Source organism: Thalassolituus sp. ST750PaO-4, from assembly GCF_020320405.1.
Classification (GTDB): Bacteria; Pseudomonadota; Gammaproteobacteria; order Pseudomonadales; family Oceanobacteraceae; genus Venatoribacter; species Venatoribacter alkanivorans.
In genome coordinates this window covers 87662-113912 of the sequence record NZ_JABVCB010000008.1, presented here as the reverse complement: position 1 = coordinate 113912, position 26251 = coordinate 87662, and the positions used below count along the sequence as shown (strand labels likewise).

General features: G+C 55.3%; 28 protein-coding genes. 23 read left to right on the top strand and 5 right to left on the bottom strand.

Features of this window, described 5'->3' with window-relative positions:
• Position 1 precedes the first annotated feature (1 nt).
• The 11 genes from HUF18_RS09965 (at position 2) to HUF18_RS09915 (ending at position 8249) form a co-directional block, all read left to right on the top strand.
• The gene (locus HUF18_RS09965) at positions 2-697 is read left to right on the top strand and encodes a substrate-binding periplasmic protein (protein WP_225692092.1); all 696 of its coding nucleotides are present in this window, start codon (positions 2-4) and stop codon (positions 695-697) included.
• A gap of 101 nt (positions 698-798) precedes the next feature.
• Positions 799-1146, top strand: coding sequence for a hypothetical protein (locus HUF18_RS09960; protein WP_145469905.1), 348 nt, complete (start codon positions 799-801; stop codon positions 1144-1146).
• Positions 1147-1486: 340 nt separating this feature from the next.
• Entirely contained in the window at positions 1487-2386 is a 900-nt protein-coding gene (locus tag HUF18_RS09955) for a metal-dependent hydrolase (protein WP_145469907.1), read from the top strand.
• A gap of 146 nt (positions 2387-2532) precedes the next feature.
• Positions 2533-3021, top strand: coding sequence for a transcriptional regulator NrdR (nrdR, locus tag HUF18_RS09950; RefSeq protein WP_145469908.1), 489 nt, complete (start codon positions 2533-2535; stop codon positions 3019-3021).
• Positions 3018-4127, top strand: a complete 1110-nt coding sequence (gene ribD / locus HUF18_RS09945) for a bifunctional diaminohydroxyphosphoribosylaminopyrimidine deaminase/5-amino-6-(5-phosphoribosylamino)uracil reductase RibD (protein ID WP_225692091.1) — start codon at positions 3018-3020, stop codon at positions 4125-4127. The genes nrdR and ribD overlap by 4 nt, the downstream gene beginning before the upstream one ends.
• Positions 4128-4177: 50 nt before the next feature.
• Positions 4178-4840 (top strand): riboflavin synthase, encoded by a 663-nt coding sequence (locus tag HUF18_RS09940; protein WP_225692090.1) that lies wholly within the window; start codon positions 4178-4180, stop codon positions 4838-4840.
• A 12-nt stretch (positions 4841-4852) separates the two neighbouring features.
• Positions 4853-5968 (top strand): bifunctional 3,4-dihydroxy-2-butanone-4-phosphate synthase/GTP cyclohydrolase II, encoded by a 1116-nt coding sequence (gene ribBA / locus HUF18_RS09935; RefSeq protein WP_145469911.1) that lies wholly within the window; start codon positions 4853-4855, stop codon positions 5966-5968.
• A 13-nt stretch (positions 5969-5981) separates the two neighbouring features.
• Positions 5982-6458 (top strand): 6,7-dimethyl-8-ribityllumazine synthase, encoded by a 477-nt coding sequence (gene ribH / locus HUF18_RS09930; RefSeq protein ID WP_225692089.1) that lies wholly within the window; start codon positions 5982-5984, stop codon positions 6456-6458.
• A 5-nt stretch (positions 6459-6463) separates the two neighbouring features.
• The gene (gene nusB / locus HUF18_RS09925) at positions 6464-6934 is read left to right on the top strand and encodes a transcription antitermination factor NusB (protein ID WP_145469913.1); all 471 of its coding nucleotides are present in this window, start codon (positions 6464-6466) and stop codon (positions 6932-6934) included.
• A gap of 19 nt (positions 6935-6953) precedes the next feature.
• Positions 6954-7910 (top strand): thiamine-phosphate kinase, encoded by a 957-nt coding sequence (gene thiL / locus HUF18_RS09920; protein ID WP_225692088.1) that lies wholly within the window; start codon positions 6954-6956, stop codon positions 7908-7910.
• 27 nt (positions 7911-7937) lie between these two features.
• A complete protein-coding gene (locus HUF18_RS09915) occupies positions 7938-8249 on the top strand; it encodes a DUF1330 domain-containing protein (RefSeq protein WP_225692087.1) in 312 nt (103 codons plus the stop codon).
• Positions 8250-8313: 64 nt separating this feature from the next.
• Here the strand turns inward: HUF18_RS09915 and rsgA are convergent, their stop codons facing one another.
• Positions 8314-9378 carry a ribosome small subunit-dependent GTPase A gene (gene rsgA, locus HUF18_RS09910; protein WP_225692086.1) on the bottom strand — a complete coding sequence of 355 codons (1065 nt, stop codon included), beginning with the start codon at positions 9376-9378 and terminating at the stop codon, positions 8314-8316.
• 340 nt (positions 9379-9718) lie between these two features.
• Here rsgA and HUF18_RS09905 point away from each other — a divergent pair, with 340 nt between their 5' ends.
• The 6 genes from HUF18_RS09905 to HUF18_RS09880 all read left to right on the top strand — a co-directional run bounded on the left by HUF18_RS09905 (position 9719) and on the right by HUF18_RS09880 (position 15211).
• A complete protein-coding gene (locus tag HUF18_RS09905; RefSeq protein WP_225692085.1) occupies positions 9719-10018 on the top strand; it encodes a DUF1244 domain-containing protein in 300 nt (99 codons plus the stop codon).
• A 126-nt stretch (positions 10019-10144) separates the two neighbouring features.
• Complete coding sequence (locus HUF18_RS09900; protein WP_225692084.1) at positions 10145-10858, top strand: SIMPL domain-containing protein; 714 nt, start codon at positions 10145-10147, stop codon at positions 10856-10858.
• Positions 10859-10877: 19 nt separating this feature from the next.
• Positions 10878-11120: a DUF1653 domain-containing protein gene (locus HUF18_RS09895; protein WP_145469919.1), complete on the top strand. Its 243-nt coding sequence runs from the start codon at positions 10878-10880 to the stop codon at positions 11118-11120.
• Positions 11120-11596, top strand: a complete 477-nt coding sequence (ybaK, locus tag HUF18_RS09890; RefSeq protein ID WP_225692083.1) for a Cys-tRNA(Pro) deacylase — start codon at positions 11120-11122, stop codon at positions 11594-11596. The genes HUF18_RS09895 and ybaK overlap by 1 nt, the downstream gene beginning before the upstream one ends.
• Positions 11597-11885: 289 nt before the next feature.
• Positions 11886-12308: a hypothetical protein gene (locus tag HUF18_RS09885; protein ID WP_225692082.1), complete on the top strand. Its 423-nt coding sequence runs from the start codon at positions 11886-11888 to the stop codon at positions 12306-12308.
• 89 nt (positions 12309-12397) lie between these two features.
• A complete protein-coding gene (locus HUF18_RS09880) occupies positions 12398-15211 on the top strand; it encodes a CHASE domain-containing protein (RefSeq protein ID WP_225692081.1) in 2814 nt (937 codons plus the stop codon).
• Between the two features lie 4 nt (positions 15212-15215).
• Here the strand turns inward: HUF18_RS09880 and HUF18_RS09875 are convergent, their stop codons facing one another.
• Together HUF18_RS09875 and HUF18_RS09870 are read right to left on the bottom strand one after the other, a co-directional pair.
• Complete coding sequence (locus tag HUF18_RS09875) at positions 15216-15746, bottom strand: BLUF domain-containing protein (protein ID WP_225692080.1); 531 nt, start codon at positions 15744-15746, stop codon at positions 15216-15218.
• Between the two features lie 136 nt (positions 15747-15882).
• Positions 15883-17256, bottom strand: coding sequence for an aminotransferase family protein (locus tag HUF18_RS09870; protein WP_225692079.1), 1374 nt, complete (start codon positions 17254-17256; stop codon positions 15883-15885).
• A gap of 159 nt (positions 17257-17415) precedes the next feature.
• Here HUF18_RS09870 and HUF18_RS09865 point away from each other — a divergent pair, with 159 nt between their 5' ends.
• From HUF18_RS09865 to astB, 4 genes are read left to right on the top strand one after another with little or no spacing between them, the layout of a single operon-like run.
• The gene (locus tag HUF18_RS09865; RefSeq protein ID WP_225692078.1) at positions 17416-18651 is read left to right on the top strand and encodes a hydrolase; all 1236 of its coding nucleotides are present in this window, start codon (positions 17416-17418) and stop codon (positions 18649-18651) included.
• Positions 18645-19691 carry an arginine N-succinyltransferase gene (locus tag HUF18_RS09860; protein ID WP_225692077.1) on the top strand — a complete coding sequence of 349 codons (1047 nt, stop codon included), beginning with the start codon at positions 18645-18647 and terminating at the stop codon, positions 19689-19691. Before HUF18_RS09865 ends, HUF18_RS09860 begins: the two co-directional genes overlap by 7 nt.
• On the top strand, positions 19688-21130 hold the full coding sequence (gene astD, locus HUF18_RS09855; RefSeq protein WP_225692076.1) for a succinylglutamate-semialdehyde dehydrogenase: 1443 nt from the start codon (positions 19688-19690) through the stop codon (positions 21128-21130). Before HUF18_RS09860 ends, astD begins: the two co-directional genes overlap by 4 nt.
• Positions 21127-22521: an N-succinylarginine dihydrolase gene (gene astB, locus HUF18_RS09850; protein WP_225692075.1), complete on the top strand. Its 1395-nt coding sequence runs from the start codon at positions 21127-21129 to the stop codon at positions 22519-22521. Before astD ends, astB begins: the two co-directional genes overlap by 4 nt.
• Positions 22522-22575: 54 nt before the next feature.
• Here the strand turns inward: astB and HUF18_RS09845 are convergent, their stop codons facing one another.
• The gene (locus tag HUF18_RS09845) at positions 22576-23949 is read right to left on the bottom strand and encodes a class II fumarate hydratase (protein WP_225692074.1); all 1374 of its coding nucleotides are present in this window, start codon (positions 23947-23949) and stop codon (positions 22576-22578) included.
• A gap of 149 nt (positions 23950-24098) precedes the next feature.
• Positions 24099-24989 (bottom strand): LysR family transcriptional regulator, encoded by an 891-nt coding sequence (locus HUF18_RS09840; protein ID WP_145469929.1) that lies wholly within the window; start codon positions 24987-24989, stop codon positions 24099-24101.
• Positions 24990-25119: 130 nt separating this feature from the next.
• Between HUF18_RS09840 and HUF18_RS09835 the strand changes: the two genes are divergently transcribed.
• Positions 25120-25761, top strand: coding sequence for an NAD(P)-dependent oxidoreductase (locus HUF18_RS09835; protein WP_225692073.1), 642 nt, complete (start codon positions 25120-25122; stop codon positions 25759-25761).
• A 226-nt stretch (positions 25762-25987) separates the two neighbouring features.
• The coding region (locus HUF18_RS09830) for a hypothetical protein (protein WP_225692072.1) at positions 25988-26251 on the top strand (264 nt) is incomplete at its 3' end.

Below are 26251 nucleotides of genomic sequence, written 5' to 3'. Positions count from 1 at the left end.
CATGCCACTACCGGCTCTGATCCCCTGCCTGTTGCTGCTGTTGCTCTGTGGTCATCCGGCGCAGGCCCGTCCGTTAACCCTGGCGATGCCGCACTTCCCTCCCTATACCTACATCAATGCTGAGGGCCAGGCTGACGGCATAGCGCTTGCCCGCCTGCAACAGCTGCTGACCCGCGCCGGAGTGGAATTTCGCATTGTGCCCGTTCCCAATTACGGTCGTGCGCTGGCGGAGCTGGAGGCTGGTGATGTCGACGGTTTTTTTCTCGCCTCGCCAAACAATAAGCGCAGCGAACACGCACACTTTTTCGGACCATTGATGTTCAACCGCTGGAGCTGGTTTTACTTTGCCGGCAAAAAGCCCGGACTGTGCCAAAGCCCGACAGCGACCATCATTAATACCAACACCCAGTATTGGCTGGAACAGCAGGGATGCGGTCCGCTGCATACCGTGCATCAGGCCGCTGACCTGATCAGCCTGCTTACTGACGGGCGCGTCAGTGCCGCCTTTGTTGCGCGCCGGGTGATGCTGGAAGAAATCCGCCGCCAGGGGCTGCCGGTCACGCTGTTTACGGAGCAGCCCGAATTGGTACAGCCTTTCGGTCTGTATATCGCCTATACCCTGTTGCAGGAGCAACCGGCGCTGGCCCGGCAAATCAATGATGCCCTGCTGCAGTTACCTCCGCTGGATACCGATTAAGCACATAACACTGTCATCTGTCTGTCACAGCTTTGTCATAGGGTGCTACATAAGCAGGCAGCACCTTGCTGTATCCGTTATCCACAGAGAGATGCCATATCATGAGCAAGCACTGGACTCCGGTAACCGAACGGCACCTGGCCGCCATGCTTCGTCATGCCGAGCAACAGATGGACCCCGCCCTGCACCAGATCTGGCAACTGATCCGGCTGCCATTACCGGAACTCTGGCAACAGCATCCCTGGGGCGATGAAGGCTGTGGTTTCTGGGTGGTGGCGGTGTTTGGCAAAACCTGTGTCTATTTCAACGACATCAGTCAGGGCTTTAACTCCAGTATATTTATGAGCTGGGGCCATATCGAAGACTACCAGACCCATACCGACGCTCTGGACGTCCATCTGGAACGCCTGTTTCAAAGCCACCCCGACCTGACCTCCGCCGCTAACTGATAAAACAGGAGGCGGGGCGTTTGTGCCGTATCTCGGTCAAAACCGTCATTGGCTGATTTGAACCCGGGAACAATCCAGACAGCTGTACCAGAAGATGGTGTAAATAACGCTGAAAAGAGCCGTTCTGCGCCTTTCATCCACAGCCCGGACAACTCAGGGTGATTTTCTGCCAGAACAGCCAAATATCCTGTCTGACCCGCACCAGCCCCCCCTGTTAAATATTGACCGATTGCTACCTTCAACCCTCCGACCCGCAGGCGTTTAATACGCTGACATTGATCAGGGCCTGCCGACAGGCCCGAACATCCGAACAACAATAAAAGTATCAAAGGAATCAGTTATGACTCATGCAAGCACTGCCGATGCTGGCACTGTCCGTCAGACTGCCGGAGCCAAGGCTAACATCCCGCCACGTCGTATGGACTTCGAATTCGCAGATGACACCAAACGCTACTGGTACAAAGACAGCCCGTTTCTGACCACCTTCTGGTCAACGCTGTCGACCCTGTTTCCGGAAGGTGAAACCTTCTTCGTTGACTCTGTGCGCAACTACCGCAAAGACATCACCGACCCGCTGCTGAAAGCCCAGGTATCCGGCTTTATCGGTCAGGAAGCAATGCACAGCAAAGAACACAAAGCCTTTAACGATCTGGCCGAAAAACACGGTTTCCCGGCCAACAATCTCGACCGCGACCTCGGTATTCTGCTGCGCTTTGCGCGTAAAACCCTGCCAAAGAAAATCCAGCTGGCCATTACCGTGGCGCTGGAGCACTACACCGCGATTCTGGCTGAACAGCTGCTGCGTGACCCATCGCATCAGGCCAACATTCAGGACCCGGAAGCCCTGAAGCTGTGGATGTGGCACGCGCTGGAAGAAAACGAACACAAAATCGTGGCCTACGATGTGTACAACCTGGTTGGTGGTGGCTACTTCACCCGCGTACTGACCATGCTGATTGTTACCTTCTTCTTCTTTACCGTGGTGGGCATCGGCCATATCCGTATGCTCTGGGCCGACCGCAAGCTGTTTGATGTCTGGAACAACCTGAAGGGTTTCTGGTATCTGTGGAGCCCGAAAGGCCTGTTCCCGAAACTGCTGCCGCAGTATCTGGACTTCTTTAAGCCAGGCTTCCACCCAAATGATCACGATACCGTGCAGCTGCTGGACGACTGGCGCGAGAAACTGCTGGGTAAAGACGGCATGCTCGCCGATCAGATCAAAAACCCACAGCGCGCTTAAGCCCTGCCTTAAGCGTTGCCACAGACAGCCGCCGTTAACCCGGTGGCTGTCTGTGTATCCGGAAAGCGCCCGGCCTCTGGCGCCGCCAGCGCAAATCCTTTAGAATCCGCCCTCTTTAAGCTCACCTGAGTCGCTCTTTACCAGTTATGTATTGCCCGTTCTGTACTCACCCGGAAACCAAAGTTATTGATTCACGCCTGGTTGCCGATGGTGAGCAAATCCGACGCCGACGGGAATGCATCAGCTGTGGTGAACGCTTTACCACCTTCGAAAGTGCCGAACTGGTGATGCCACGCATCATCAAACAAGACGGTACCCGCGAACCCTTCAACGAAGACAAACTCCGTTCCGGTATCCACCGCGCGCTGGAAAAGCGCCCGGTCAGTGTCGAAGACGTTGAAGCCGCCATCGTCCGTATCAAACAAAAACTGCGCGCCACCGGCGAACGTGAAGTCCCCAGCCGTATTCTGGGCGAATGCGTGATGGCCGAACTGCGTCAGCTCGATCAGGTGGCCTATGTACGCTTTGCCTCGGTATACCGCAGCTTCCAGGATCTGGATGAATTCCGCGCCGAAATCGAGCGCATCTCCTCACCGTTAAGCCCTCTCGCTGACAGTAAGGAAGAAGAAGCATGAACCACGAATTTTATATGGCCCGTGCTCTGCAGCTGGCCGAACTCGGGCGTTACTCCACCAGCCCGAATCCGCGCGTCGGCTGTGTGATTGTGAATAACGGCGAAATCGTCGGCGAAGGCTGGCATCAGAAGGCCGGCGAGCCCCATGCCGAAGTGCATGCCCTGCGCATGGCCGGCGATAACGCCCGCGGTGCCACCGCCTACGTCACCCTCGAACCCTGCAGCCACCATGGCCGCACCCCGCCCTGCGCCGAAGGCCTGATTAAGGCCGGTGTGGCACGGGTAGTCGGCGCCTGTTCTGACCCTAACCCACTGGTTGCCGGACGCGGCTACAACCTGCTGCGCGATGCCGGTATCGAGGTGATTACTCCCTGCCTTGAAGCTCAGGCCATCGACCTGAACAAAGGTTTTATGCAGCGTATGCGCAGCGGTATGCCCTGGGTTCGCGCCAAATTAGCGCAAAGCCTGGATGGCCGCACCGCCATGGCCAGTGGTGAAAGCCAGTGGATCACAGGCGCTGCAGCCCGTGCCGATGTCCAGCGCCTGCGCGCGCAAAGCTGCGCGGTGATTACCGGCGCAGGTTCCGTATTAACCGATAACCCATCGATGACCGTACGCCCGGCTGAGACCGGCATCGAACAGGAAGAGCGCCTGTGGCGCCAGCCATTACGGGTGATCATTGACGGACAGCAACGGCTGAGCGGCAACGAACAGATATTCTCCCTGCCAGGCGATATCCTGCTGGCTGTCAGCAATGCTGCGAGCTGTAAGGTGCGCCGCGATGAGTCGCTGGGCACACTCAGCATCTGGCAGGCACCGCTGACCATGGCGAATAAAGTCGATCTGCCGGCACTGCTGGCGGAACTGGGCGAGCGTGGCTGCAACGAAGTATTGCTGGAAAGCGGCGCCCAGCTGGCGGGGGCCTTTGCCGCCGCCGGACTGATCAACGAGCTGGTGCTCTACTGCGCACCGACTATCCTCGGGAGTGAGGCGCGACCACTGCTATCCTTAGGGCTTGAGCGTATGGAGCAGCAGCTGCGCTGGCGCTGGCAGGATGTACGCATGGTCGGCGGCGATTTAAAACTGGTGCTGACACCAGACGCATAACAGAGCCCTGCCGCGAGCCGGCAGCGCATTAAGAGAGTGACGGAAAGTCCATGTTTACCGGAATTATTGAAGCCATCGGCACCGTAGCCGCGGTTAAAAACCAACAGGGCGACCTGACGCTGCAGATCAACAGCGGCACACTCGATCTGGCCGATGTAAAACTCGGCGACAGCATTGCCACCAACGGCGTCTGTCTGACCGTGGTTGGCCTGCCCGGTAATGGCTTTATTGCCGATGTGTCGCGCGAATCACTGGCGCACACCCACATTGAGCGCTGGAGCGCAGGCACCAAAGTCAATCTGGAAAAAGCCATGCTGCCGACCACGCGCATGGGTGGCCATCTGGTTACCGGCCATGTTGACGGCGTCGGCATCGTGAAAAAACGCAGCGCCGATGCACGCTCGATCCGCTTTACCATTGAAGCACCGGCGGCACTGCGTAAATACATCGCCGCCAAAGGCTCGGTCACGGTTGATGGCGTCAGCCTCACCGCCAACGCGTTAAGCGCCGAAGGCTTTGAACTGAATATCGTGCCGCACACCGCCCAGCAGACCACGTTAATCGGTCTGCAACCCGGCAGTGAGGTACACCTGGAAGTCGATATTATTGCGCGTTATCTGGAGCAGTTACTGCGCCCGGACAACAGCGCCGAACAGGCACCGGACACTGGCATCAGCCAGGCGTTTCTGGCGCAAAACGGATTCTGGAAATAACAGGCTGAACACATGGCACTGAATAAAATCGAAGACATTATCGCCGATATCCGCCAGGGAAAAATGGTCATCCTGATGGATGATGAAGACCGCGAAAACGAAGGCGACATTATTGTTGCCGCCGAAAAAGTAACGCCGGAAATCATCAACTTTATGGCCAGCGAAGCGCGCGGTTTAATCTGCCTGACCTTAACCGGTGAGCGTTGTGATTACCTCGGCCTGCCGGCCATGGTAACCGGTAACGGTGCAAAATTTTCCACGCCTTTTACCGTCTCTATTGAAGCGGCCGAAGGTGTGACCACCGGTATTTCCGCGGCTGACCGTGCGCACACTATCCGTGTCGCCGTTGACTCCTACACCAAGCCGGAAGATATCGTGCAGCCTGGCCATATATTCCCGCTGCGCGCCCGTCCCGGCGGTGTATTAAGCCGTGCCGGTCATACCGAAGCCGGTTGCGATCTGGCGCGTCTCGCGGGCCTGATTCCGGCGGCAGCCATCGTCGAAGTGATGAATGCCGACGGCACCATGGCCCGCCGTCCGGATCTGGAAGTGTTTGCCGCCAAACATAACCTGAAAATCGGCACCATCGCCGATCTGATTCACTACCGCATCGCCAACGAAAAAACCGTGGAAGTAATCAGCCGTGACAGCGTACACACCGAATTCGGTGAATTCACCCTGCACACTTTCCGCGACACGATTCAGAACGAAACGCACCTGGCACTGACCATGGGCGATATCCGCGCTGATGAGCCCACCCTGATCCGCGTGCAGACCAACAATATGCTGCGCGACGTACTGGGTCTGCGCAAACCGGAATCCGACAGTTGGTCATCGACCCAGGCACTGAGCCGTATTGCCGAAGAAGGCAAAGGTGCACTGGTGCTGTTGTCCGCCGGTCAGAGCGAATGCGTGAGCGACAGTCTGGATGATTTCTTCGGCCGTGCGCGTCCGCTGCGCAGCCCGAATAAAGACAGCTCCGGCGCCTTTTTAACCATTGGTACCGGCTCACAGATTCTGCGTGAACTGGGCGTGCAGAAAATGCGCCTGCTCAGCTCCGAAATGAAATACAGCGGCATTTCCGGCTTCGATCTGGAAATTGTCGAGTACATCCCTTTTAACGAATGAATGGATAAAAACCATGAAACACATTAATACCATTGAGGGGAACCTGACCCCGAACGACGGCAAATACGCCATCGTAGTTGGCCGCTGGAATGCCTTTGTTGTTGAAAGCCTGCTGGAAGGTGCGGTGGATTCGCTGCTGCGTCACGGCGTGGACGAAGAAAACATCACCATCATCCGTGCGCCGGGTGCTTTTGAGATTCCACTGGTTGTGCAGAAAGCCGCAGCGACCGATAAATTCGACGCCATCATCGCACTGGGTGCGGTTATCCGTGGCGGTACGCCGCATTTCGAATACGTGGCCGGTGAATGTGTGAAAGGTCTGAGCTCTGTATCTCTGGAATTCGGTATTCCGGTTTCCTTCGGTGTACTGACCGTCGATACCATCGAACAGGCGATCGAACGTTCCGGTACCAAAGCCGGTAACAAGGGCGAAGAAGCAGCCATGTCTGCCTTCGAAATGGTTGCCCTGCTGAAAGCCATGGAGGCCTGATTTTCATGTCCCGCACTTCCGGCAATCAGAAAGCCAGCCCGGCAGCCCGTCGCAAGGCTCGCCATTACGCTGTTCAGGCTCTGTACCAGTGGCAACTGGCAGGCGCGGATCTGTCTCAGATTGAGGCCGAATTCCGCACCGATAACGACATGAGCAAGGTGGATCTGGAATATTTCCACGACATTCTGCACGGAGTGCCCCGCGAGAAAACCCTGCTCGACGAAAAAGTAGCACCGCTGCTCGACCGCCGCATGGACGAAATGACACCGGTCGAACTGGCGATTGTGCGCCTTGGTGCTTTCGAAATGCTGCGCCGCATCGACGTGCCTTATAAAGTCGTGATTAACGAAGCGATTGAGCTGGCCAAAACCTTCGGTGCTACCGACGGTCATAAGTTTATCAACGGTGTTCTGGATAAACTGGCCCAGCGTGAACGCAGCGTTGAAATCCGCGGACCACGCGCTGCCCGCGACTGATCGTTAAACGGAGGCTGCCATGAGCAAAGCAACTGGCTCCGGTGAATTCGCACTTATCCGCGAATTTTTTGCCTCCGGTTTTCCGCGTAATCAATACACCCGTCTGGGCGTGGGTGACGATGCCTCCATCGTTATGCCGCCCGCCGGTTGTGACCTGCTGCAAAGCATCGACACCCAGGTGGCCGATGTGCACTTTCCGGCGACCGCTCCTGCCCATTTAATTGCCCAGCGCGCGCTGCGTTGTGCCGCCTCCGATCTGGCTGCCATGGGCGCTGAGCCGCAGGGATTTCATCTGGCGCTCACCTTACCTAATGCAGAGCATAAATGGCTGGCTGATTTTGCCAGCGGTTTGCGCGATGCTGCCCACGTACTGGATCTCGATTTACTCGGTGGCGACACCACCTCCGGCCCCTGTCTTGTTATTACCATTCAGGTTCAGGGCTGGGCGCCGGCAGGTGCCGCACTTACACGCGCAAGTGCACAGGCAGGCGATGATGTCTGGGTGTCCGATACCATCGGCCGTGCCGCTCTGGCCCTGCCACAGGTGTTGGAAAATCCGGCGCAATTCAGCGGTCTGGCACGGCATTATTATTTTCCGCAGGTGCAGACGCCGCTGGGGATTAAACTGCGTGACCTGGCCAGCAGCTGCATGGATATTTCCGACGGTTTATTACAAGACGCCGGGCATATTGCCCGCGCCTCCGGCGTCACCCTGGAATTAGATGCCGCTGCCATTCCGACCATTGCCGAACGCACTGACAGCCGCTGGCTGCAGTGCATTACCGGTGGCGATGATTACCAGTTGTTATTCACCATACCGGCGGAGCGGCGTAAAGAAGCGGAAGCGTTACGTGATGAGTTTTCCGGTATTGCCCGTATAGGTAAAGTCATTACCCATAACGGAGAGGATGTACTGGTGCAGGAAAATGATCATATATTAACGCTGCCGGAGCACGCCGGTTTTCAACATTTCTGATCCTGATAAGAACGAAAGGGAATTTTTATGGGTTATGAACGCGTAATGGGACTTCACGTTACTGACGACGTGGGCTATCAGCAATACCGCGATGCCATGCTGCCGATCCTGACGGCCTACGGCGGATCTTTTGGTTACGATTTCCGTATCGCTGAAGTGCTGAAAACGAAAACAGCCGATAATATCAACCGGGTTTTTACCATTGAATTTCCCGACCAGAAAACTATGGAAGCTTTTTTTGCTGACCCCGAGTATCTGGCAATAAAAAGTCGCCATCTTGACCACTCAGTCGCCAGCCGGACCATAATCGCAATGTATAACAATGCGACCGAACTGTAATTTCAGAGTGTTGCTACATAGTAAAAAGCCCGGAAAAATCCGGGCTTTTATTATGAACGAACCATTACTGATCTGGACGTTTCTGCCGTTTACGCTCATTAAGAATGCGCTTATGCAGCTTACCAATTTCCCGCTCACCGGCACGGCGTTGTGCCAGGGTTGCGCTGTTCAGCTGCTGCTCACGCTGCAGTTTTTCATAATGGCGTAAACGCCGCTCATCCAGTACGCCGTTGTGCAGCGCCTGACGTACCGCACAACCGGGTTCATTGCTGTGTCCACAATCGGCAAAACGGCATTGTCCGGCCAGCTCTTCAATATCTGCGAAGGTCTGTGCCAGACCATCGGCGCAATCAGCCAGCTGCAACTCACGCATGCCCGGTGTATCCAGAATCATCGCCCCACCCGCCATACTCAGTAATGAACGCCGGGTCGTGGTATGGCGGCCCTTACTGTCGTCCTCGCGGATAGCCGCAGTAGCCTGTATCTCCTGCCCCAATAACTGATTACTGAGGGTCGATTTACCGGCACCGGATGAACCCAGTAAGGCAACGGTTTTACCACAACCACACCAGGGCATTAATTGCTGAATACTGTCCTGCGCAAACGCACTGACACTGACCACCGCCAGCAGAGGGTCAAGCTTTTGTACCTGCTGACGATAGTCTTCTGCCTGTTCACACAGGTCTGCCTTGCTGAGCACCACCACGGCTTCCGCACCACTTTCGTGGACAATGCTGAGGTAACGTTCAATACGGTTCAGATTAAAATCATCATTTAATGAGCAGACGATAAACGCCGTATCCACATTAGCGGCAATTAACTGCATTCCGGCTTTAATGCCTGCTGCACGGCGCTGAAAACAACTGAGCCGTTCAAGCCGGCGGATAATCTGTGGTTGCTCACTGTTATCCAGCAGCAACCAGTCACCGACACACACAGCGCCATGCTGACTGAACGCCGCGGGTGTAAAAGGCAGACGAACAATGCCCTGCCCGCCACTGACTTCCAGCAATGTTTTATGTTGCTCCAGCACCCGCACTGGATGGCCATGCTGCCATTCTTCGAGGCTGAGTTGTTGTTGAAAAAATGCCTGCCAGCCAAGACCGGCAAGAGAAGGTTGAGATGTCATATGAACCCCTGACGCCAGGCGTCATCATGCTCTGCAGGTCTGCGCCGGATAACAGGCAGCATAAAGCCTTGCAGAGAAGCATGTAAAAAATACAGGGGGGCATTTTTGCCCCGGTTTAAAAGTTCAGTAAACCGGGCGGGGAAAGCAGAAAACAGCGTTGATGCGAAGCATCAGATTGTGCGGATTAAGCTGCAATACAGGCCCGGTCAGAAGTTACGACAATCATCAAATATTCTCCTGACGGTTAAAAAAGGTGGTTCACTATATTACGTAATAAACAACGCAACAAGCCTGCGACATCGTTTACACTGAGTGCTTTGCCATCGTTATGGAGACATTTATGACACCCGACCAGCAAACCGCCATTGAAGCTGCCGTGCTGCGCCGCCTGCTTAAGCATCTGGACGAGCGTAAGGATGTACAGAATATCGACTTAATGAACCTCGCCGGTTTTTGCCGTAACTGTCTCGCCAAATGGACCGTCAGTGCCGCGGAGGAGCAGGGAGCAGAGATGGATTATGACGCCGCCCGGGAAAAAATTTATGGCATGCCTTACAGCGAGTGGAAAGAAAAGTACCAGCAGGAAGCGACAGCCGAACAATTAGCAGCCTTTAATGCCGGCCAGGAAAACAAGTCATAATGTTTCCCCTGTACCTTATCCTGTAACACTGCGGCGTAAAGATCAGGCAAAGACCCGCCATCTACCGAACCGCTGGCAATATGCTGTATCGAATACGCCTAATAAACCGTCCTTCAGGAAATAACCATGAAACTGAACACCGCTTCTGCCGCTTTACTGTTTTCTGTCTGTGCTTTATTCAGCGCTCAGCCTGCACTTGCCGGTGACGACCGCTATATCGATGTTACCGGTCAGGGCGAAGTGGCAGCTTACCCCGATTATCTGCAGCTTAATCTGACCGTCAGTGACACCCAGCCGACTGCTAAAGCGGCCAAGGCCAAAGTAGATACGGCGATGAACAATGTACTCGCCATCAGCAAAAAGCTCGGTATTAAAAAAGAGGATATCGACGCCGCACACATCAGCAACCAGCCGGTATTTGAGTACGACTACAGCGTTGGCCGGAATAAGCGTGAATATAAAGGTGAACAGGTCAGCCGTAATGTCAGCCTGACGCTGCGTGATATGGAGCAATACGGTGTACTGGTACATGAGTTGCTGCAGAATTCGCTGGTAAAGCTCCATAACACCGAACTGCGCTTTAACGACCGCGCCGCTCTGGAACAGCAGGCGATGACGCTGGCACTGACCAACGCCCGCAATAAAGCCAGCAGCATGGCCAAAGCTCTGGATAATAAACTGGGTAAAGTCCTGCACATCGAAGAACAGGGTGGCGGTGGCCAGCCAATGTTTGAAATGCGCGCTATGAGTATGGCTAAATCGGATTCAGCGCCTGCTCCGATGCTGATCCAGAAGCAAAGCATTAACGCCAGTGCCGGCGTACGCTTTGAACTGAAATAATTATTTACAAGGGATACCAATGAGCGCACAAGCCGCAGCCCCGCAGATTACTCCGGGAATTTACCGCCATTACAAAGGTAACGATTATCAGGTGCTGGGACTGGTGCGCCACAGTGAAAATGAAGAGTGGCTGGTGCTGTACAAAACGCTGTATGGCGATTTTTCCAGCTGGGTGCGGCCGTATGCGATGTTTGTTGAAAACATAGAGCACAACGGCGTACTCCAGCCTCGTTTTCAGCTGATCAGCCCGGAGGCTTGCTGATGACACCCGCGATTAATTGCGCCAAAAAAGCCGGTATTACTTTTAATGTGCATGAATATCAGCACGACCCCGCGGCCGAATCCTACGGCGAAGAAGCCGCCGAAGCGCTGGGGCTTGATCCTTCACTGGTATTCAAAACCCTGCTGGTCAGCTTAACCGGTCATAAAAGTACGCTGGCCGTCGCGGTGCTGCCGGTAACCCATATGCTCAGCCTGAAAGCCATTGCCAAAGCACTGGGCGCCAAAAAAGCCGAAATGGCCGACCCTAAACTGGCCGAACGCACCACCGGCTATATTGTCGGTGGCATCAGCCCTATCGGTCAGAAGAAAGCCCTGCCAACAGTGATCGACAGCAGCGCAGAAGCCTTAACAGCGCTCAACGTCAGCGCCGGTCGTCGTGGTCTGGAAATTGAACTGGCTCCGGAAGATCTGGCTAAGCTCACGCGCGCAGTCTTCGCTCCTATTACCAGCGAATAGCCGCTGCCAGCGACTAATAACCAGCAACTGACGACCTCCCCTCAACATATCGCCAGCGCACATCAGGTGCTGGCGGTGATCCCTCCCGGCCAGCAGGGCCACTGCCACTGTTATTCTGTCGACTGCAACACAGCTTTGCACGTTTATGGCAGAACTTTTGTCGCGGGCCGCTGGACGTGAGCGGCAAGGCTGTGCAGAATTCCTCCCCTTGCGGCCAACAGGCCGGATAGCACCAGACTAAAGCACCCTGACCACCAACCACAGATCAGCCAATCACAGACCAGCCAGCATGAACGAGCCGAACCACTCCGTTTTACATCCAGTCACAGCCCTGCGCTCAGTCATCGCCTTAAGCCTGACCACACTGCTGGCTGCCTGCAGTCCTGTCGCTTATAAGCCGGTACTGAACGATGGTGTGGAACAGCAGAATGGTTATCTGGATAAAGAAATTGCTCCTGGCGTCTATGTGATTGAAGTGCGCCAGATCGGCGGTTATCAGTTTATTCTGAATTACGACGACACCATCACGACGTTTAAACAACACTGGCGCCGCCGCGCGACCGAACTCTGCAGCGCAGGCTATGTTGGCGAGCCCGAAGTGCTGTTGCCCGCAGAGGCGCGCCTCGAAGAGTTTCATTGCAACCTGCGCTACTGCCAGGATTACCCCATCGTCTCTGGCGTAGCCTACTGCCACCAGCGCTACTCTCTGTAATCTGTTCCGGCCCTGACCTGCCCGGCCTCTGATCCGCCCTGACGCCAATCCACGTCTATACTTCGGACACTCAGGTGGGAGAGGGACCCATGCGCCATTCCATTATTCATTTTTTGATCGCAACTCTGAGCTATGCCATTGCCGCCCGCTTTGGTCTGGCACTGGCAATTCCGCCAGGCTTTGCCTCTGCCGTCTGGCCGGCGGCCGGCATTGCTCTGGCAGCAGTAACAGCCCTGCGCCTTTGGCCTGCATTGCTGGGAATTGGCTGCGGTTCATTTCTGATTAATCTGGCAATCATCAGCGGTGATTACCACAACCTGACGGCCACAGCCCTTATTGCACCGTTATGCATTGCCAGTGGTGCAATGTCACAGGCGGCTGGCGGTTATCTGTTACAGAATCGTTTTATTGGTAAAGCCCGACTGCTGGAATCGCCCCGCACCATTCTGTTATTTACCCTGATCATCGCACTCGGTGGCTGCCTGATTGCCAGCACTATTGGTGTAACAACGCTGCTCTTTAATGGCATCATTACTGCCGACCAGTATTTTTTCACCTGGTTAACCTGGTGGATTGGCGACGCCATCGGTGTATTGCTGTTTACCCCGCTGCTGCTCAATATTTTTTATTACCGTAAGCAGCTGACACGCAGTCGTCTGTTGCAAAGTACGGTGCCAACCACAGTGATTTTTCTTCTGGTATGGGGAATTTTTTATATTTCGATTGGGCACCGGCACTATGAAAATCAGCAAGTTATTTCCGGAAAATCAGACAACATCGCCCGCGAGCTTGATGCTCTCCTGACCACCGCGGAGCATAAGCTCGTTGCTTATGCAGCCCTGTTCAATGCATCTGAACATGTCTCTTTCACTGAATTCAACGCTTTTTCTAAAGTCATTCTGGATGATGACCCGGTGTTCTATGGTGTCGGCTGGACACCCGTTGTGGCACAGACAGAGCGCCAGGAGCTGGTTAACGACATGCGTCAGCAAGGATACCCTGATTTTGAACTGACTGAGTTCAAAGCCGATGGATCATTAGCAAAAGCTGCAGACCGTGACGAGTATTACCCTGTGTATTACCTCTATCCGCTGGAGCAAAACCGCCGGGCATTTGGCCTTAATCTCGCTGCGAATCCGGAGCGGCGGGAAGCTTTGATGAACGCCCGCAAGCTGCGCCATCCTGTTGCTACAGCCCCTATTGTTCTGGCGCAGGAATCAGGAGAGAAAAAAGCCACCATTATTTACATGCCGATATTCGATACAACAGCAGCGCTGCGCGATAGCAAAAAAGAGAATTATTCTGAATTTATTGGTTTTGCCAGCGGAGTACTGAAAATTCACGGGCTGCTGGAAAACATCTGGCAGGAAGCCCTGCGACTTGGCTTATCGATTCAGATAACCGACGTCACTGACAAAGAAAGACCACAGGAACTTTTTACCGCCAATACTGAACCATTGCCAGGTTATCAGAAGAAGAGTTACCTCAATTATTTTTCCGGACGTACTTACCACATACAGATATATGCCAACAAAGACTACGTTATCGATGATAAAGACTGGGCCAGCTGGGTTATTTTAACCGGCGGTTTCTTGCTGGCTGCTATTATGCAAATGTTTATTCTGGTCGTTACGGGATCGCTGGAATACATCAGGGATCAGGTACGGATAAAAACCGAAGATCTGACCATCGCCATGCAAAAGGCCAACGCCGCTAACAAAGCAAAGTCACAATTTCTGGCCAACATGAGCCATGAGTTCCGCACACCGTTAAATGCCATCATTGGCTTTACTCAGTTATGTCTGAAAACCCTGTTAAACGATAAACAGAAAGACTATCTGACAAAGGTACAGCTGTCTTCTCAAACATTATTGGCTCTGATTAATCAATCCCTGGATTATGCCAAGATAGAATCCGGAAGAATGGAGCTGGATAACGCCAGATTTTCACTGGAAAATATCCTGAAAAAAATCGGCGCACTGTTTTTATTGCCAACCAGAGATAAAAATCTGGAATTCAGTATCATTCTGGAAACAGACATTCCGGCCTTTTTTATGGGAGACGAACTGCGGGTTGAACAAATATTAATAAACTTACTCAGTAACGCATTCAAATTTACATCCACAGGCAATATCTGTTTACGCCTGAATTACGATGACAGGAAGCAGTGCCTGCATGCCAGGGTCAGTGATACCGGCATAGGCATCAGCGCCAATCAGATAGAGTTTTTATTTGAGGCTTTCCGCCAGGCTGACGCATCAACCAGCCGCCGTTTTGGCGGTACCGGCTTAGGACTGAGCATCAGCAAAGAACTCGCTGTACAGATGGGTGGGGATATCACCATCAGCAGTCAGGAAGGTGTTGGCAGCGAATTTCATCTGTGGTTGCAATTACCGCCGGCACAACCCGAAGGAGCGCTGCTCAGTAGCGGAATTTTTCCATGCACAGAAAGCAATGACTCCGAACCAGCCGGCCCGGCAGAAGTTCCGGCAGATGTTCCGGCTGAATCTGCCCTGAATCTGCCTCTGCAGGGTAAGCATATCCTGCTGGCAGAAGATGCTCTGATGAATCAGTTACTGGCGCAGGAGCTGCTTGAAAGCTTTGGTGCCCGGGTAACCATTGCCAACCATGGCCAGGAAGCACTGGACCTTCTGCAGCAGGAACTGAACCCTGATCTGATTCTGATGGATATTCAGATGCCGGTTATGGATGGACTGCAAACCAGCCGCACCATCCGTCAGCAGCCACAGTATTCCCATATTCCTATCATCGCGATGACCGCCAATGCCATGGAAAACGATGTGACTGACTGTCTGGACGCCGGTATGCAGGCCCATATTGCCAAACCGATTGATGCTGAAAAACTGCAGGCGTTATTACTCTACCACCTGCATCTTCACTGATTACTCAGCGGGATGCCGTACGTTCCGCAGAACCAAACAACTGTTGTAACCAGCGGCGCCAGACCGGTTGCGCTGAACCCGGTTGAGTCTGTTTATCCTCGCTGTCACTGCCGCTGCGAACCTGCAGCTGATGGAAAAACTGCACCAACAGATCAAGATCATCCTGACTTAATTCAAACGGATTGAAGTAGTCGTAGCCACGGGAGCGCAGGAAAGTGCGTACACTTTTTTCAGCCGGAATATATTTCATCGACCAGTTGCGGAATAAGCGCTTTTCAATAGTGCTACGGCTGAGAATAACCTGATTATGATGGCGACTGTCTTCACAGATACGCTGATACAAAGCATCAACAGCATCAGCCTCCCCTTCCAGGCACTGCAGAAAAAAGCCATCGCCAAGGTACAGAACGCCTCCGATCTCGCGCCGCGCGTTATTACTGCGCGATTGCGTCAGAATCCGCCCCAGACGGGGATCAATCCGGTCGTTACCAACAGAGAAGGATGCGTGGCTGGCATATACAAGTCGGATCAACATACAACTGTCCCACAAAAAAATGTCAGACTATTTTCTTCATCCCTCCCGATCGGCACCAATAACAATTACCGATACAGGCTATAGGCGAAATTAATCACCCGGAAAAGGAGCCTCACCCGGCCTAATCCGTTCGCTGCTAAGCCGGCAGCTGCTCATTAACAGCCTCCTGCAAGGCCATCACCAGGGTATCAATCTGTTCGCGCGAAATGGTTAAGGGCGGCGAGATTGCCAGGGTTGCCACGCTGGGCAAAGGCCGCACAATCACACCCCGTTCGCGTACGGCATTACTGACCTTAAGCGGCCATTTTTCACCGGCATCCGGCAATATTTTCTGCGCTTTATCGGCCACCAGCTGCACCCCGGCGAGTAAACCGCGACCGCGGATTTCACCGACATAGGGGTTGCTGTCTAACACCGCATGCAACCGCTGATGCAGGTAAGCACCGTTTTCCCGCGCTTTCTCCACCAACCCTTCGCGCTCCAGCAACTCAATATTCGCCAATGCTACCGCCGCGCCGACCGGATGACCGGAGTAGGTATAGCCGTGGGAAAAGGCGCCGAGTTTATCGGAGCCCTGTTTCAGCACCTGCCAGATATCATTGGTAATAAAAGCCGCCGACATCGGAAAATAGCCACTGGTCAGACCTTTGGCCGTGGCCATCATATCCGGCTCCAGCCCCAGCTGGGGCGAACCGAACCAGCTTCCCAGCCGGCCATAACCGCACACCACCTCATCGGCGACCAGTAAAATATCGTGATCGGCCAGCAAGGTTTTCAGCTTTTGATAATAACCGGCAGGCGGCTCGATAATGCCACCGGCGGCATGAATCGGCTCGGCAAAAAAGGCGGCGATATTCTCAGCCCCGGTGGTGTTGATTAACTGCCGTACTTCGTCGATTAAACGCTCACAGAATTGCGCTTCGTTTTCACCGGGCAAAGCGCGGGTGTAAAAATGCGGACACTCGACCCGCAACACAAAATCCAGCGGCAGCGGAAATTCTTTATGGAAACCACCCAGCCCTGTCAGGCTGGCGGTGCTGACCGAGGTACCGTGATACGCCTGCTGACGGGCGATGACTTTGATTTTTTTATGCTGGCCGCGCAGCGCATGATAATGCCAGGCGATTTTAATCAGCGTGTCGTTGGCATCGCTGCCACCACTGCCAAAAAATACTTTACCCAGGCCGGCCGGCGCGATACTCAGCAGTTTTTCCGCCAGTTGCACCTGCCAGGGGTTCGAGGCGTTGCTGAAGGTGTGGTAATAGCTGAGTTTTTCTGCGGCCTCTTTCATAGCCTGCGCCAGCTCGGCACGGCCATAGCCGGCATTCACACACCAGAGTCCGCCGACCGCATCCAGATATCGCCGCCCCTGCGCGTCTTCAATCATGCAGCCATCGGCGGCGCAGATCATCTGCGGGCCATTGCTGAGCAACGCGCTGATGGATGATGCCGGGTGCAAGATGACGTCCGCATCTTCAGCGATCAGCTTTTTCAGGTCAGAATCGTCCATAAGGCACTCCTTTAATTTTTAAAGCGCATAAAAACAGACAAACCGGTCAGGCTGTATTTTCAGTGTAATCCGCTTCTGAGAAAGTAAACGGATTGCGGTAATGGTCATTGCCGATGCGTTAATGCTATACCTGTCACAGGACGAATGAAGGAGGCGTATATGCCCCTCACAGGCAATGCTGAGCGGCAAGCGCTGCTGGCCGCACTGGAAGCCCGCACCGGCAGTATGGTTGATACTTTGCGGGCGTTATGTGAAATCAACTCCGGCAGCCGCCATCTGAGCGGCATCCGCCAGGTACAGGCTGGCCTGCATCAGCTGTTTGCACCGCTATCCGATACGGTGGAATACCGTGAACTGGCGCCCCTCAGCCAGATTGCCGATAACGGCAGCCTGCTCAAATCCCCCTGCGCACCAATGCAGATCTTCCGCGCCCGCCCCGACGCCGCGCTGCAGATTCTGTTTACCGGCCACAGCGACACCGTCTTTCCGGCCAACAGCGCGTTTAACCAATGCGAAATCCGCGCTGACCGCCTGCACGGCCCCGGTACCGCCGATATGAAAGGCGGACTGGTCATGCTGGCCGAAGCCCTGCACTGGCTGCAGCAGTCGCCATTAAAAGAACATTTTGGTTTTACCCTCGCCATATCTCCCGACGAAGAAATCGGCTCACCCTCGTCCGCGCCGGTATTGGCCGAACTGGCCACGCAGGCCCATGTCGGCATGACCTACGAACCGGCGCTGGAAGACGGCACGCTGGCCGGAGCGCGCAAAGGCAGCGGCAACTTTACCCTCAGCGCCCGTGGCCACAGCACCCATGCCGGACGCGATTTCTTTTCCGGCCGCAATGCCGTGCTGGCCATTGCCGACGCCGCACGGCTGCTGGCACAGCTCAGCGATCAGCAACAGGGCATCACCGTCAACATTGGCCAGATCAGCGGTGGCGGCGCGGTGAATGTGGTACCGGATCAGTGCATCTGCCGGTTTAATGTCCGCATGGATGAAGCCTCACAGATGGCCGTGCTTGAACAACAGATGCAGCAGATCGTGCAAAAAGTGCAGGCCAGCAGTGGCTGCGAGCTGACCCTGCACGGCCACTTTAACCGCCCGCCCAAGCCGATGAACGAGCGCCAGCAGGCGCTGTTCAGCCTGCTGCATGAATGCGGTGCTGAGCTCGGGCTGGAGATCCGCTGGGTCGCCACCGGCGGTTGCTGCGAAGGCAATAATCTCGCCGCCGCCGGTCTCGCTAATATTGATACCCTCGGGGTGCGCGGTGCCAATATTCATACCGAACAGGAATACGCCTGCACCGACAGCTTTGCCGAACGCGCGGCGCTGACGGTGGTCTTTATCGAAAAGCTGATTCAAACAAACAAGGAGAACCCCGCCTTATGCTGATTGTCCGGCCGGCCATCGCCGCTGATGTACACGACCTGCTGGAACTGGCAGAAAAAGCCGGTGAAGGTATGACCTCACTGCCGCAGGACGAAGGCGCCCTGCTCGACCGGATTCAGCTGTCCTGTGACAGCTTCGAACGTCAGGACAAACACCGCGACGACTTCTTTTTCCTGGTAATGGAAGACAGCCGCCACAACAAGGTGGTCGGTACCGCCGGCGTACACGCCATGACCGGTGCGCGTCAGGCGTTCTATGCCTACCGTCTGATGAGCCTGACCCACCATTCCCACTCGCTGAATAAGCAGGTCCGCAGCCAGCTGCTGCACCTGACCAACGACTACACCGACTGCTCCGAAGTCGGCGCACTGTTTCTTGACCCCGCCTACCGTGGCAACGGCCACTGGCTGGCACGCTCGCGTTATCTGCTGATGGGTCTGTTTGCCGGACGCTTCGCCGAGTCGGTTATCGCCGAGCTGCGCGGCTGGACCGACGAACAGGGCAACAGCCCGTTCTGGGATGCCATCGGCCGCCACTTTTTTCAGATGGAATTCGATGAGGCCGACACCCTGTGTGGCATCGGCTCTAATCAGTTTATTACCGAGCTGATGCCCAAATACCCGATCTATACCAGCCTGCTGCCGGAAGCGGCACAGGCGGTGATCGGCAAACCTGCCGACGCCGGCCGGCGCGCCAAACAACTGCTGGAACTGGAAGGTTTCAGCTACGACCGGGTGGTGGATATCTTCGACGCCGGGCCATTGATGCGCGCCGAGCTGAGCAATATCCGCAGCGTACGCGCTATCCGCCAGCTGAGCAGTGCACTCTGCGCCGACACCACCGACGATGAAGACGCCGATGACAGCCAGTCGCTAATCATCGCCAACCCCAGCTGGCAGCAGTTCCGCGTGATCTGTACCGAAGCGCAACTGATAGCGCAAAACGGCCAGCAGCGGCTGGCTCTGAGCGCCAGCGCTCTGGGTCATCTCGGCGTACAACCCGGCCAGCCATTGGCCTTTATCCCGGAACAACTGGGGGCATGATGAGCCTGTTAATCAATGGCCAGTGGCTTGCCGGTGAAGGCCCGGAATTTGAATCCTTAAACCCGGCCGACGCTACACCGGTCTGGCGTAAGGCCAGCGCCAGCGCCGCTCAGGTTGCTGCTGCCGTTGCCGCCGCCCGCACCGCCCAACCGGCCTGGGCCGCTCTGGGTTTTGAGCCGCGCCTGCAGATACTGCAGGCCTTCGCCACACAGCTACAACAACAGCAGGAGGCTTTGGCCGGCACCATCAGCCTCGAAACCGGCAAACCGCACTGGGAAGCCCTGACCGAAGTCAGCGCCATGATCAACAAGGTTGATATCAGCATCCGCGCCTATCAGCAGCGCACCGGCAACAACCAGCCCGGTCTGCAGCATCATGCCCACGGCGTCATGGCCGTATTCGGCCCTTATAATTTTCCCGGCCACCTGCCCAATGGCCATATTGTTCCGGCGCTGCTGGCGGGCAACACCCTGGTCTTTAAACCCAGCGAAGAGACGCCGTTATGCGCCGAAAAAACCGCAGAACTGTGGCAGGCCGCCGGTCTTCCGGCCGGCGTACTGAATCTTCTGCAGGGCGGGCGTGAGGTTGGCGAAGCTCTGGCGCAGCAGCCTATTGATGGCCTGCTGTTTACCGGTTCATCGAATACCGGGCGCCTGCTGCACCAGCAGTTTGGCGGCCGTCCGGAAGTGCTTTTGGCGCTGGAGATGGGTGGCAACAATCCGTTAATTGTCGATGGCAACGTGCATGCGCAACACGCCGCCGAGCTGATTGTGCGCAGCGCTTTTATCAGCGCCGGACAACGCTGCACCTGCGCCCGACGCCTGATTCTGACGGGCACAGCCGCGCAGTGCGACGCCATCGTAAAGGCACTGCAGGGACTCTGTGCGCGGCTGATTCTGCAACCAAAGGGCGATGAGCAGGCGTTTTACGGGCCGCTAATCAGCGCCCGCGCGCAGCAGCAATTGCTGGCCGCGCAACAACAGTTAATCAGCCTCGGCGGTAAAGCATTACTGAGTATGAGCGCCCTTGGCAGCGCCGGTTTTTTACTGTCGCCGGGACTGATCGATATGACCGGCGCCCAGCCCGCGCCGGATGAAGAATGGTTCGGCCCGCTGCTGCAGCTGTACCGCACGCCCCACTTTGACGACGCTATCAGACTGGCCAACAACAGCCGCTTTGGTCTGGCCGCTGGTTTAATCAGCGATGATCCACAACAGCAACAACAGTTCCGCGCGCAGATCCGCGCCGGGGTGATCAGCATCAACGCACCGACCGCCGGAGCCTCCAGCGCACTGCCCTTCGGCGGTATCGGTGCCAGTGGCAACCACCGCCCCAGCGCCTTCTATGCCGCCGATTACTGCGCCTGGCCACAGGCCATCAGCACAGGCCCGTTAACCCACGATTACGTTTCCCCTTCAGGTACAGGTTTCCGTCCATGAACACCCAGACTGCCCAGACTGCCCAGGAACAACAGGAACAACAGACCGTACAGGAAGTTAACTTTGACGGACTGATCGGCCCGACTCATCATTACGGCGGTCTTGCCAGCGGTAACCTGGCCTCCAGCCGCAATGCCCTGAGCCGTTCCAGTCCGAAACAGGCGGCATTGCAGGGGCTGGAGAAAATGCGCACGCTGCTGAACATGGGTTATCCACAGGGCTTTATGCCACCGCAGATGCGCCCCGACCTGAGCGTGCTGCGCCGCCTTGGCTTCAGCGGCAGCGATCACCAGCTGCTGAACCGCGCTGCGAAAGAAGCTCCGGCGCTGTTGTCGATGGTGTATTCCGCCTCCTCCATGTGGGCTGCCAATGCCGCTACCGTCACACCATCCGCCGACAGCAACGACGGCCGGGTGCACTTTACCCCGGCCAACCTGCTCACCACCGCCCACCGCGCCATCGAACATGAACAAACCTTCGTTACTTTAAATGCCATGTTCCCTGATAAAGAACGCTTTGCCGTGCATCCGGCGTTACCGGCGATTCACCGCTTTGCCGACGAAGGTGCGGCCAACCACACCCGCCTGAGTGCCGATTATCAGAGCCCCGGGGTAGGCTTATTTGTTTATGGCCGTGATACCAATACCGATCTCGCCGCGCTGACGTTTCCGGCACGACAAAGCCGTGAAGCCTGCGAAGCCATCGCCCGCCAGCACGGGCTGCGCCATGCCGTTTTTTTACAGCAGAGCCGTCATGCGATTAATGCTGGTGCGTTTCATAACGATGTAGTGGCCGTCGGTAACGGGCCGCTGCTGTTTTTTCATGAGCAGGCCTACGAAGACAAAGCACGCGACCGCGCCTTCAGTGAATTAAATCAGTGGCTGCCACTGCAAAGCCTGTGCGTACCGGCCAGCAAAGTCAGCCTCAGTGACGCCATCAGCAGTTATTTATTTAACAGCCAGCTGCTGGCCGCCATTAACACTGACGGCAGCGCCGATATGAACAACATGTGTTTAATAGCCCCTTCAGAATGCGCCGGTAATCAGGCCGTAAAAACCTATCTGAATGAACTGCTGACCGATCACAGCCAGCCTATCCGTCAGGTGCAGTTTGTTGATGTACGCCAGAGTATGAGCAACGGTGGCGGTCCGGCCTGCCTACGTCTGCGGGTGATATTAACGGCCCGCGAACAGGCGGCGGTAAATCCGGCCTTTATGCTCAGCGACGAAAAAATCAATACCTTACAGGATTGGGTAAAACGCCATTACCGCGACGAATTAGTGCCTGCGGATCTGGCCGACCCTGCCCTGTTTGATGAATCACAGAATGCTCTGGATGAGCTGACGCAGATGCTCGGACTGGGAAGTTTTTATGGTTTTCAGCAAGCATAAAAAACGCTGAAAATAACTGGCGAGGCTATGAATATGCCGCGCAGATTTAAACTCTCATCTGCCTGTTAACAGCTTCGGATCGAGCAAACGCTCCAGCTCTTCCCGGCTGAAATCGGTATGTTCCAGTGCCACATCAATCACCGGACGGTTTTCTTTATACGCCTGCTTGGCGATGTCGGCGGCTTTCAAATAACCGATTACCGGATTTAATGCGGTTACCAGAATCGGATTGCGTGCCAGCGCTTTATTCAGATTATCTTCATTTACCTTAAAACCGCTGATGGCGTTATCAGCCAATAAACGGCTGACGTTGGCCAGCAGGCTCAGACTTTCACACAGATTACGCGCCACCAGCGGCAGCATGACATTTAACTCGAAATTACCGGACTGACCGGCAATGGTAATCGCGCTGTCGTTACCGATCACCTGCGCACAGACCATCGCCACCGCTTCCGGAATCACCGGGTTTACCTTGCCCGGCATAATAGACGAGCCGGGCTGCAATGCCGGTAATTCAATTTCGCCCAATCCTGCCAATGGCCCGGAATTCATCCAGCGTAAATCATTGGCGATTTTCATTAATGAAACCGCACAGGTTTTTAACTGGCCCGACAAGGCCACGGCAATATCCTGGGTCGCAATATGAGTAAAGGGATTGTCTGCCGGGGTAAAAATCGTACCGGTTAATACCGATAATTCGGCACAGAACGCACCGGCAAACTGTGCATGGGCATTCACCCCGGTACCGATGGCGGTACCGCCCTGTGCCAGTGACTGAATCGCCGGCTGCTGCATTTTTAAGGCGTGAATATTCTGCGCAATCTGTGTAGCCCAGCTGTTCAGGCTCTGATCCATACGCAACGGCATGGCATCCATTAAATGGGTGCGACCGGTTTTAACAATATGCGCAAGACTCACGGCTTTGCGTTCGATACTTTGCTGCAGATGCTCCAGCGCCGGTAATAATTGCTGCTGCAACAATAAAGCGGCACTGATATGAATCGCCGAGGGAATGCTGTCGTTACTGCTCTGTCCGGCATTAACGTGATCGTTCGGGCTGACCGTTTTCTGTAGAGTGCGGGCAGCCAGCGTGGCCAGCACTTCGTTGGCATTCATATTGGAGCTGGTGCCGGAACCGGTCTGAAATACGTCCAGCGGAAAGTGCTGCATCATGTCAGGACTCTGCAGCAACGACTGCACCGCCTGTTCAATGGCGGCGGCGATATCCTGATCCAGTTCGCCCAGCTTACTGTTGGCGCGCGCTGCGGCGGCTTTTACCAGTAACAGTGCACGGATAAATGGCTCGGGCAGAGTCTGACCACTGACCGGAAAATTATTGATCGCCCGCTGGGTCTGGGCACCGTAGAGAGCATCAGCCGGTACCTGTAACTCGCCCATGCTGTCGCGTTCGCTGCGGAAGTCACTCATGCTGTATTCCTCTGTCATTAATACGGTCTGTATCCTTTGACCATAAAGAAGCAGAGCCTGTTCGGCCAATACTGATTGGTTATCAGCCCGATAAGAATAACGCTGAGCCGCGTTGCCATACCCACAGAACAATCAGCCCCACAGAACGATCAGGGCCGCAACACATCCTGCTGCCAGTGCTCCGCAGCAAAATCAATAAAGGCACGGATAACCGGCTGCTGATAACTGCGCGATAAATACACCGCCCACAAAGCATGCTGCGGCAGCGGATAGTCTTCCAGCAACGGTTCTAATGCCCCACTGACCAGCAACGGATTGCCGAGATCACAGGGCAGCCGGGCAATGCCCATACCCTTGCAGGCGGCACGCACCAGCACGCCCATATCGTTAGCGAACAGGCTGCCGTTCACCTCCTGCTCCAGCAGCTGACCGTTATGCAGAAACTGCCAGCGCTGCTGCACCAGATGAATCAGGCAGTTGTGGCTGGCCAGATCCGCCGGTGTTACCGGCTTGCCGTAACGGGCCAGATAGTCCGGGCTGGCACAGAGCATGGAATCCACCGCCATCAGCCGCCGGGCAATCAGGCTGTCATCCGGCTGCACGGTATAACGCAGGGCAATATCGACCCGCTCGTCCACCAGTTGGGCATTTTTATCCGACAGCAACAGGTGAAAACGCACCTGCGGATGCTGGGCGCTGAAGCGTTCAATCAGATCAAGCAGCAGGTTCTGACCCAGACCAATCGGGCTGGCTATGCGGATATCGCCCACCAGCTCGGCCGTATGCAGGCGCGCGCGGCTCTCCAGTTCGGCGGCTTCGCTGAGAATGCGCTCGCAGTAACGCAAGGCTTCTTCGCCGGCACCGGTCAGACTGACCCTGCGCGTGGTGCGGTGCAGCAGGCGCAGTTGCAGCCAGTCTTCCAGCTCCTGTACATCGCGGCTGACACGCAGCCGGCTCTGGCCAAGCTGCTCAGCCGCTGCGGTAAAACTGCCGCAGGCGGCGACTTCAACAAAACTGCGCATGGCATTGAGTTTATCCACAGCCGCCCCTTATTTGATCAGTATCAGATACAAACACGATCATATACGAATATTTATCGCCACACACCGAACCAATAGACTGGTCGCATTCAAACACAGATAACCGCTTTCAAACACACGAGGACAGATTATGAAACTTGCCATTATTGGTGCGACCGGCTGGATTGGTTCAACTCTGGTAGCAGAGGCACAAAGCCGCGGCCACGACGTCATCGCCATTGCCCGTGACAGCAGCAACATTGCGGCGACGGGTGTGGAAAAACGCAGCCTCGACCTGACAGCCGGCGACAGCGCCAGCATCGCTGCGGCAGTTGCCGGTGCCGATCTGGTCATCGCCAGCATCGGTGGCCGCGCCGCCGGTAACCATGAGATTGTTGCGGCGTCAGCTCAGCGTCTGCTCAATGAATTACCGGCAGCCGGGGTTAATCGTCTGCTCTGGGTCGGCGGTGCCGGCAGTCTGGAAGTTGCGCCTGGCGTCACTCTGTTATCGCTGCCGGAATTCCCACAAGCGTATAAAGATGAAGCTGCAGCTCAGGGTGAAGCGCTGGCGGTATTCCGCAACAGCCACAGCGCCGTGAACTGGACCTTTATCAGCCCGGCGGCAGAAATTTTCCCCGGTGAGCGCAGCGGCAACTACCGCACCGGCGGTGACAGTCTGGTCAGCGATGCTGAAGGTAACAGCCGTATTTCAGTACAGGATTATGCCGTGGCAATGATTGATGAAGCCGAAAATAATGCTCATCCAAAACAGCGGATTGGTGTTGCTTACTGAGAGTCGTAACCAAAATAAAAGGAGGCTTTGCCTCCTTTTATTTTTCCATTAATTACTTGCGGTTTGTCTGAAAAAAATCCGTAAAAAACACCTCATAACCCACTGCTGTCCCACAGTTTTTAATCAGCACCATAGCTGACAAAACAGCATTTTTTAACATCAAGGCCTGCAGCCTCCCAGGGGAACTTATCCCCTTGCCGGCGGGCTTTATACCTGACCGCCATGGATGGCGGAAATGCATGTTTTGCAGGAGCAAAAACAGGCCCAGCTTCGCGCTTTCTGGGCCGTCACCCTTGAAACCTTGATATTTACTGGCCGCGTGCCTCATCGGCCATCCATGGCCGGAGCCACTTGTCCGCATCCCTGCGGACAGACCAGACATATCAGCAGTTTCTGCGGCGGCCCCAGAGGCGCAGAAAACCGTCACCGCAATGCCGCGTTTCAGATCAAACGTTTTCTTTTAAATATCATGTCTCAAGCACGGTTTCTA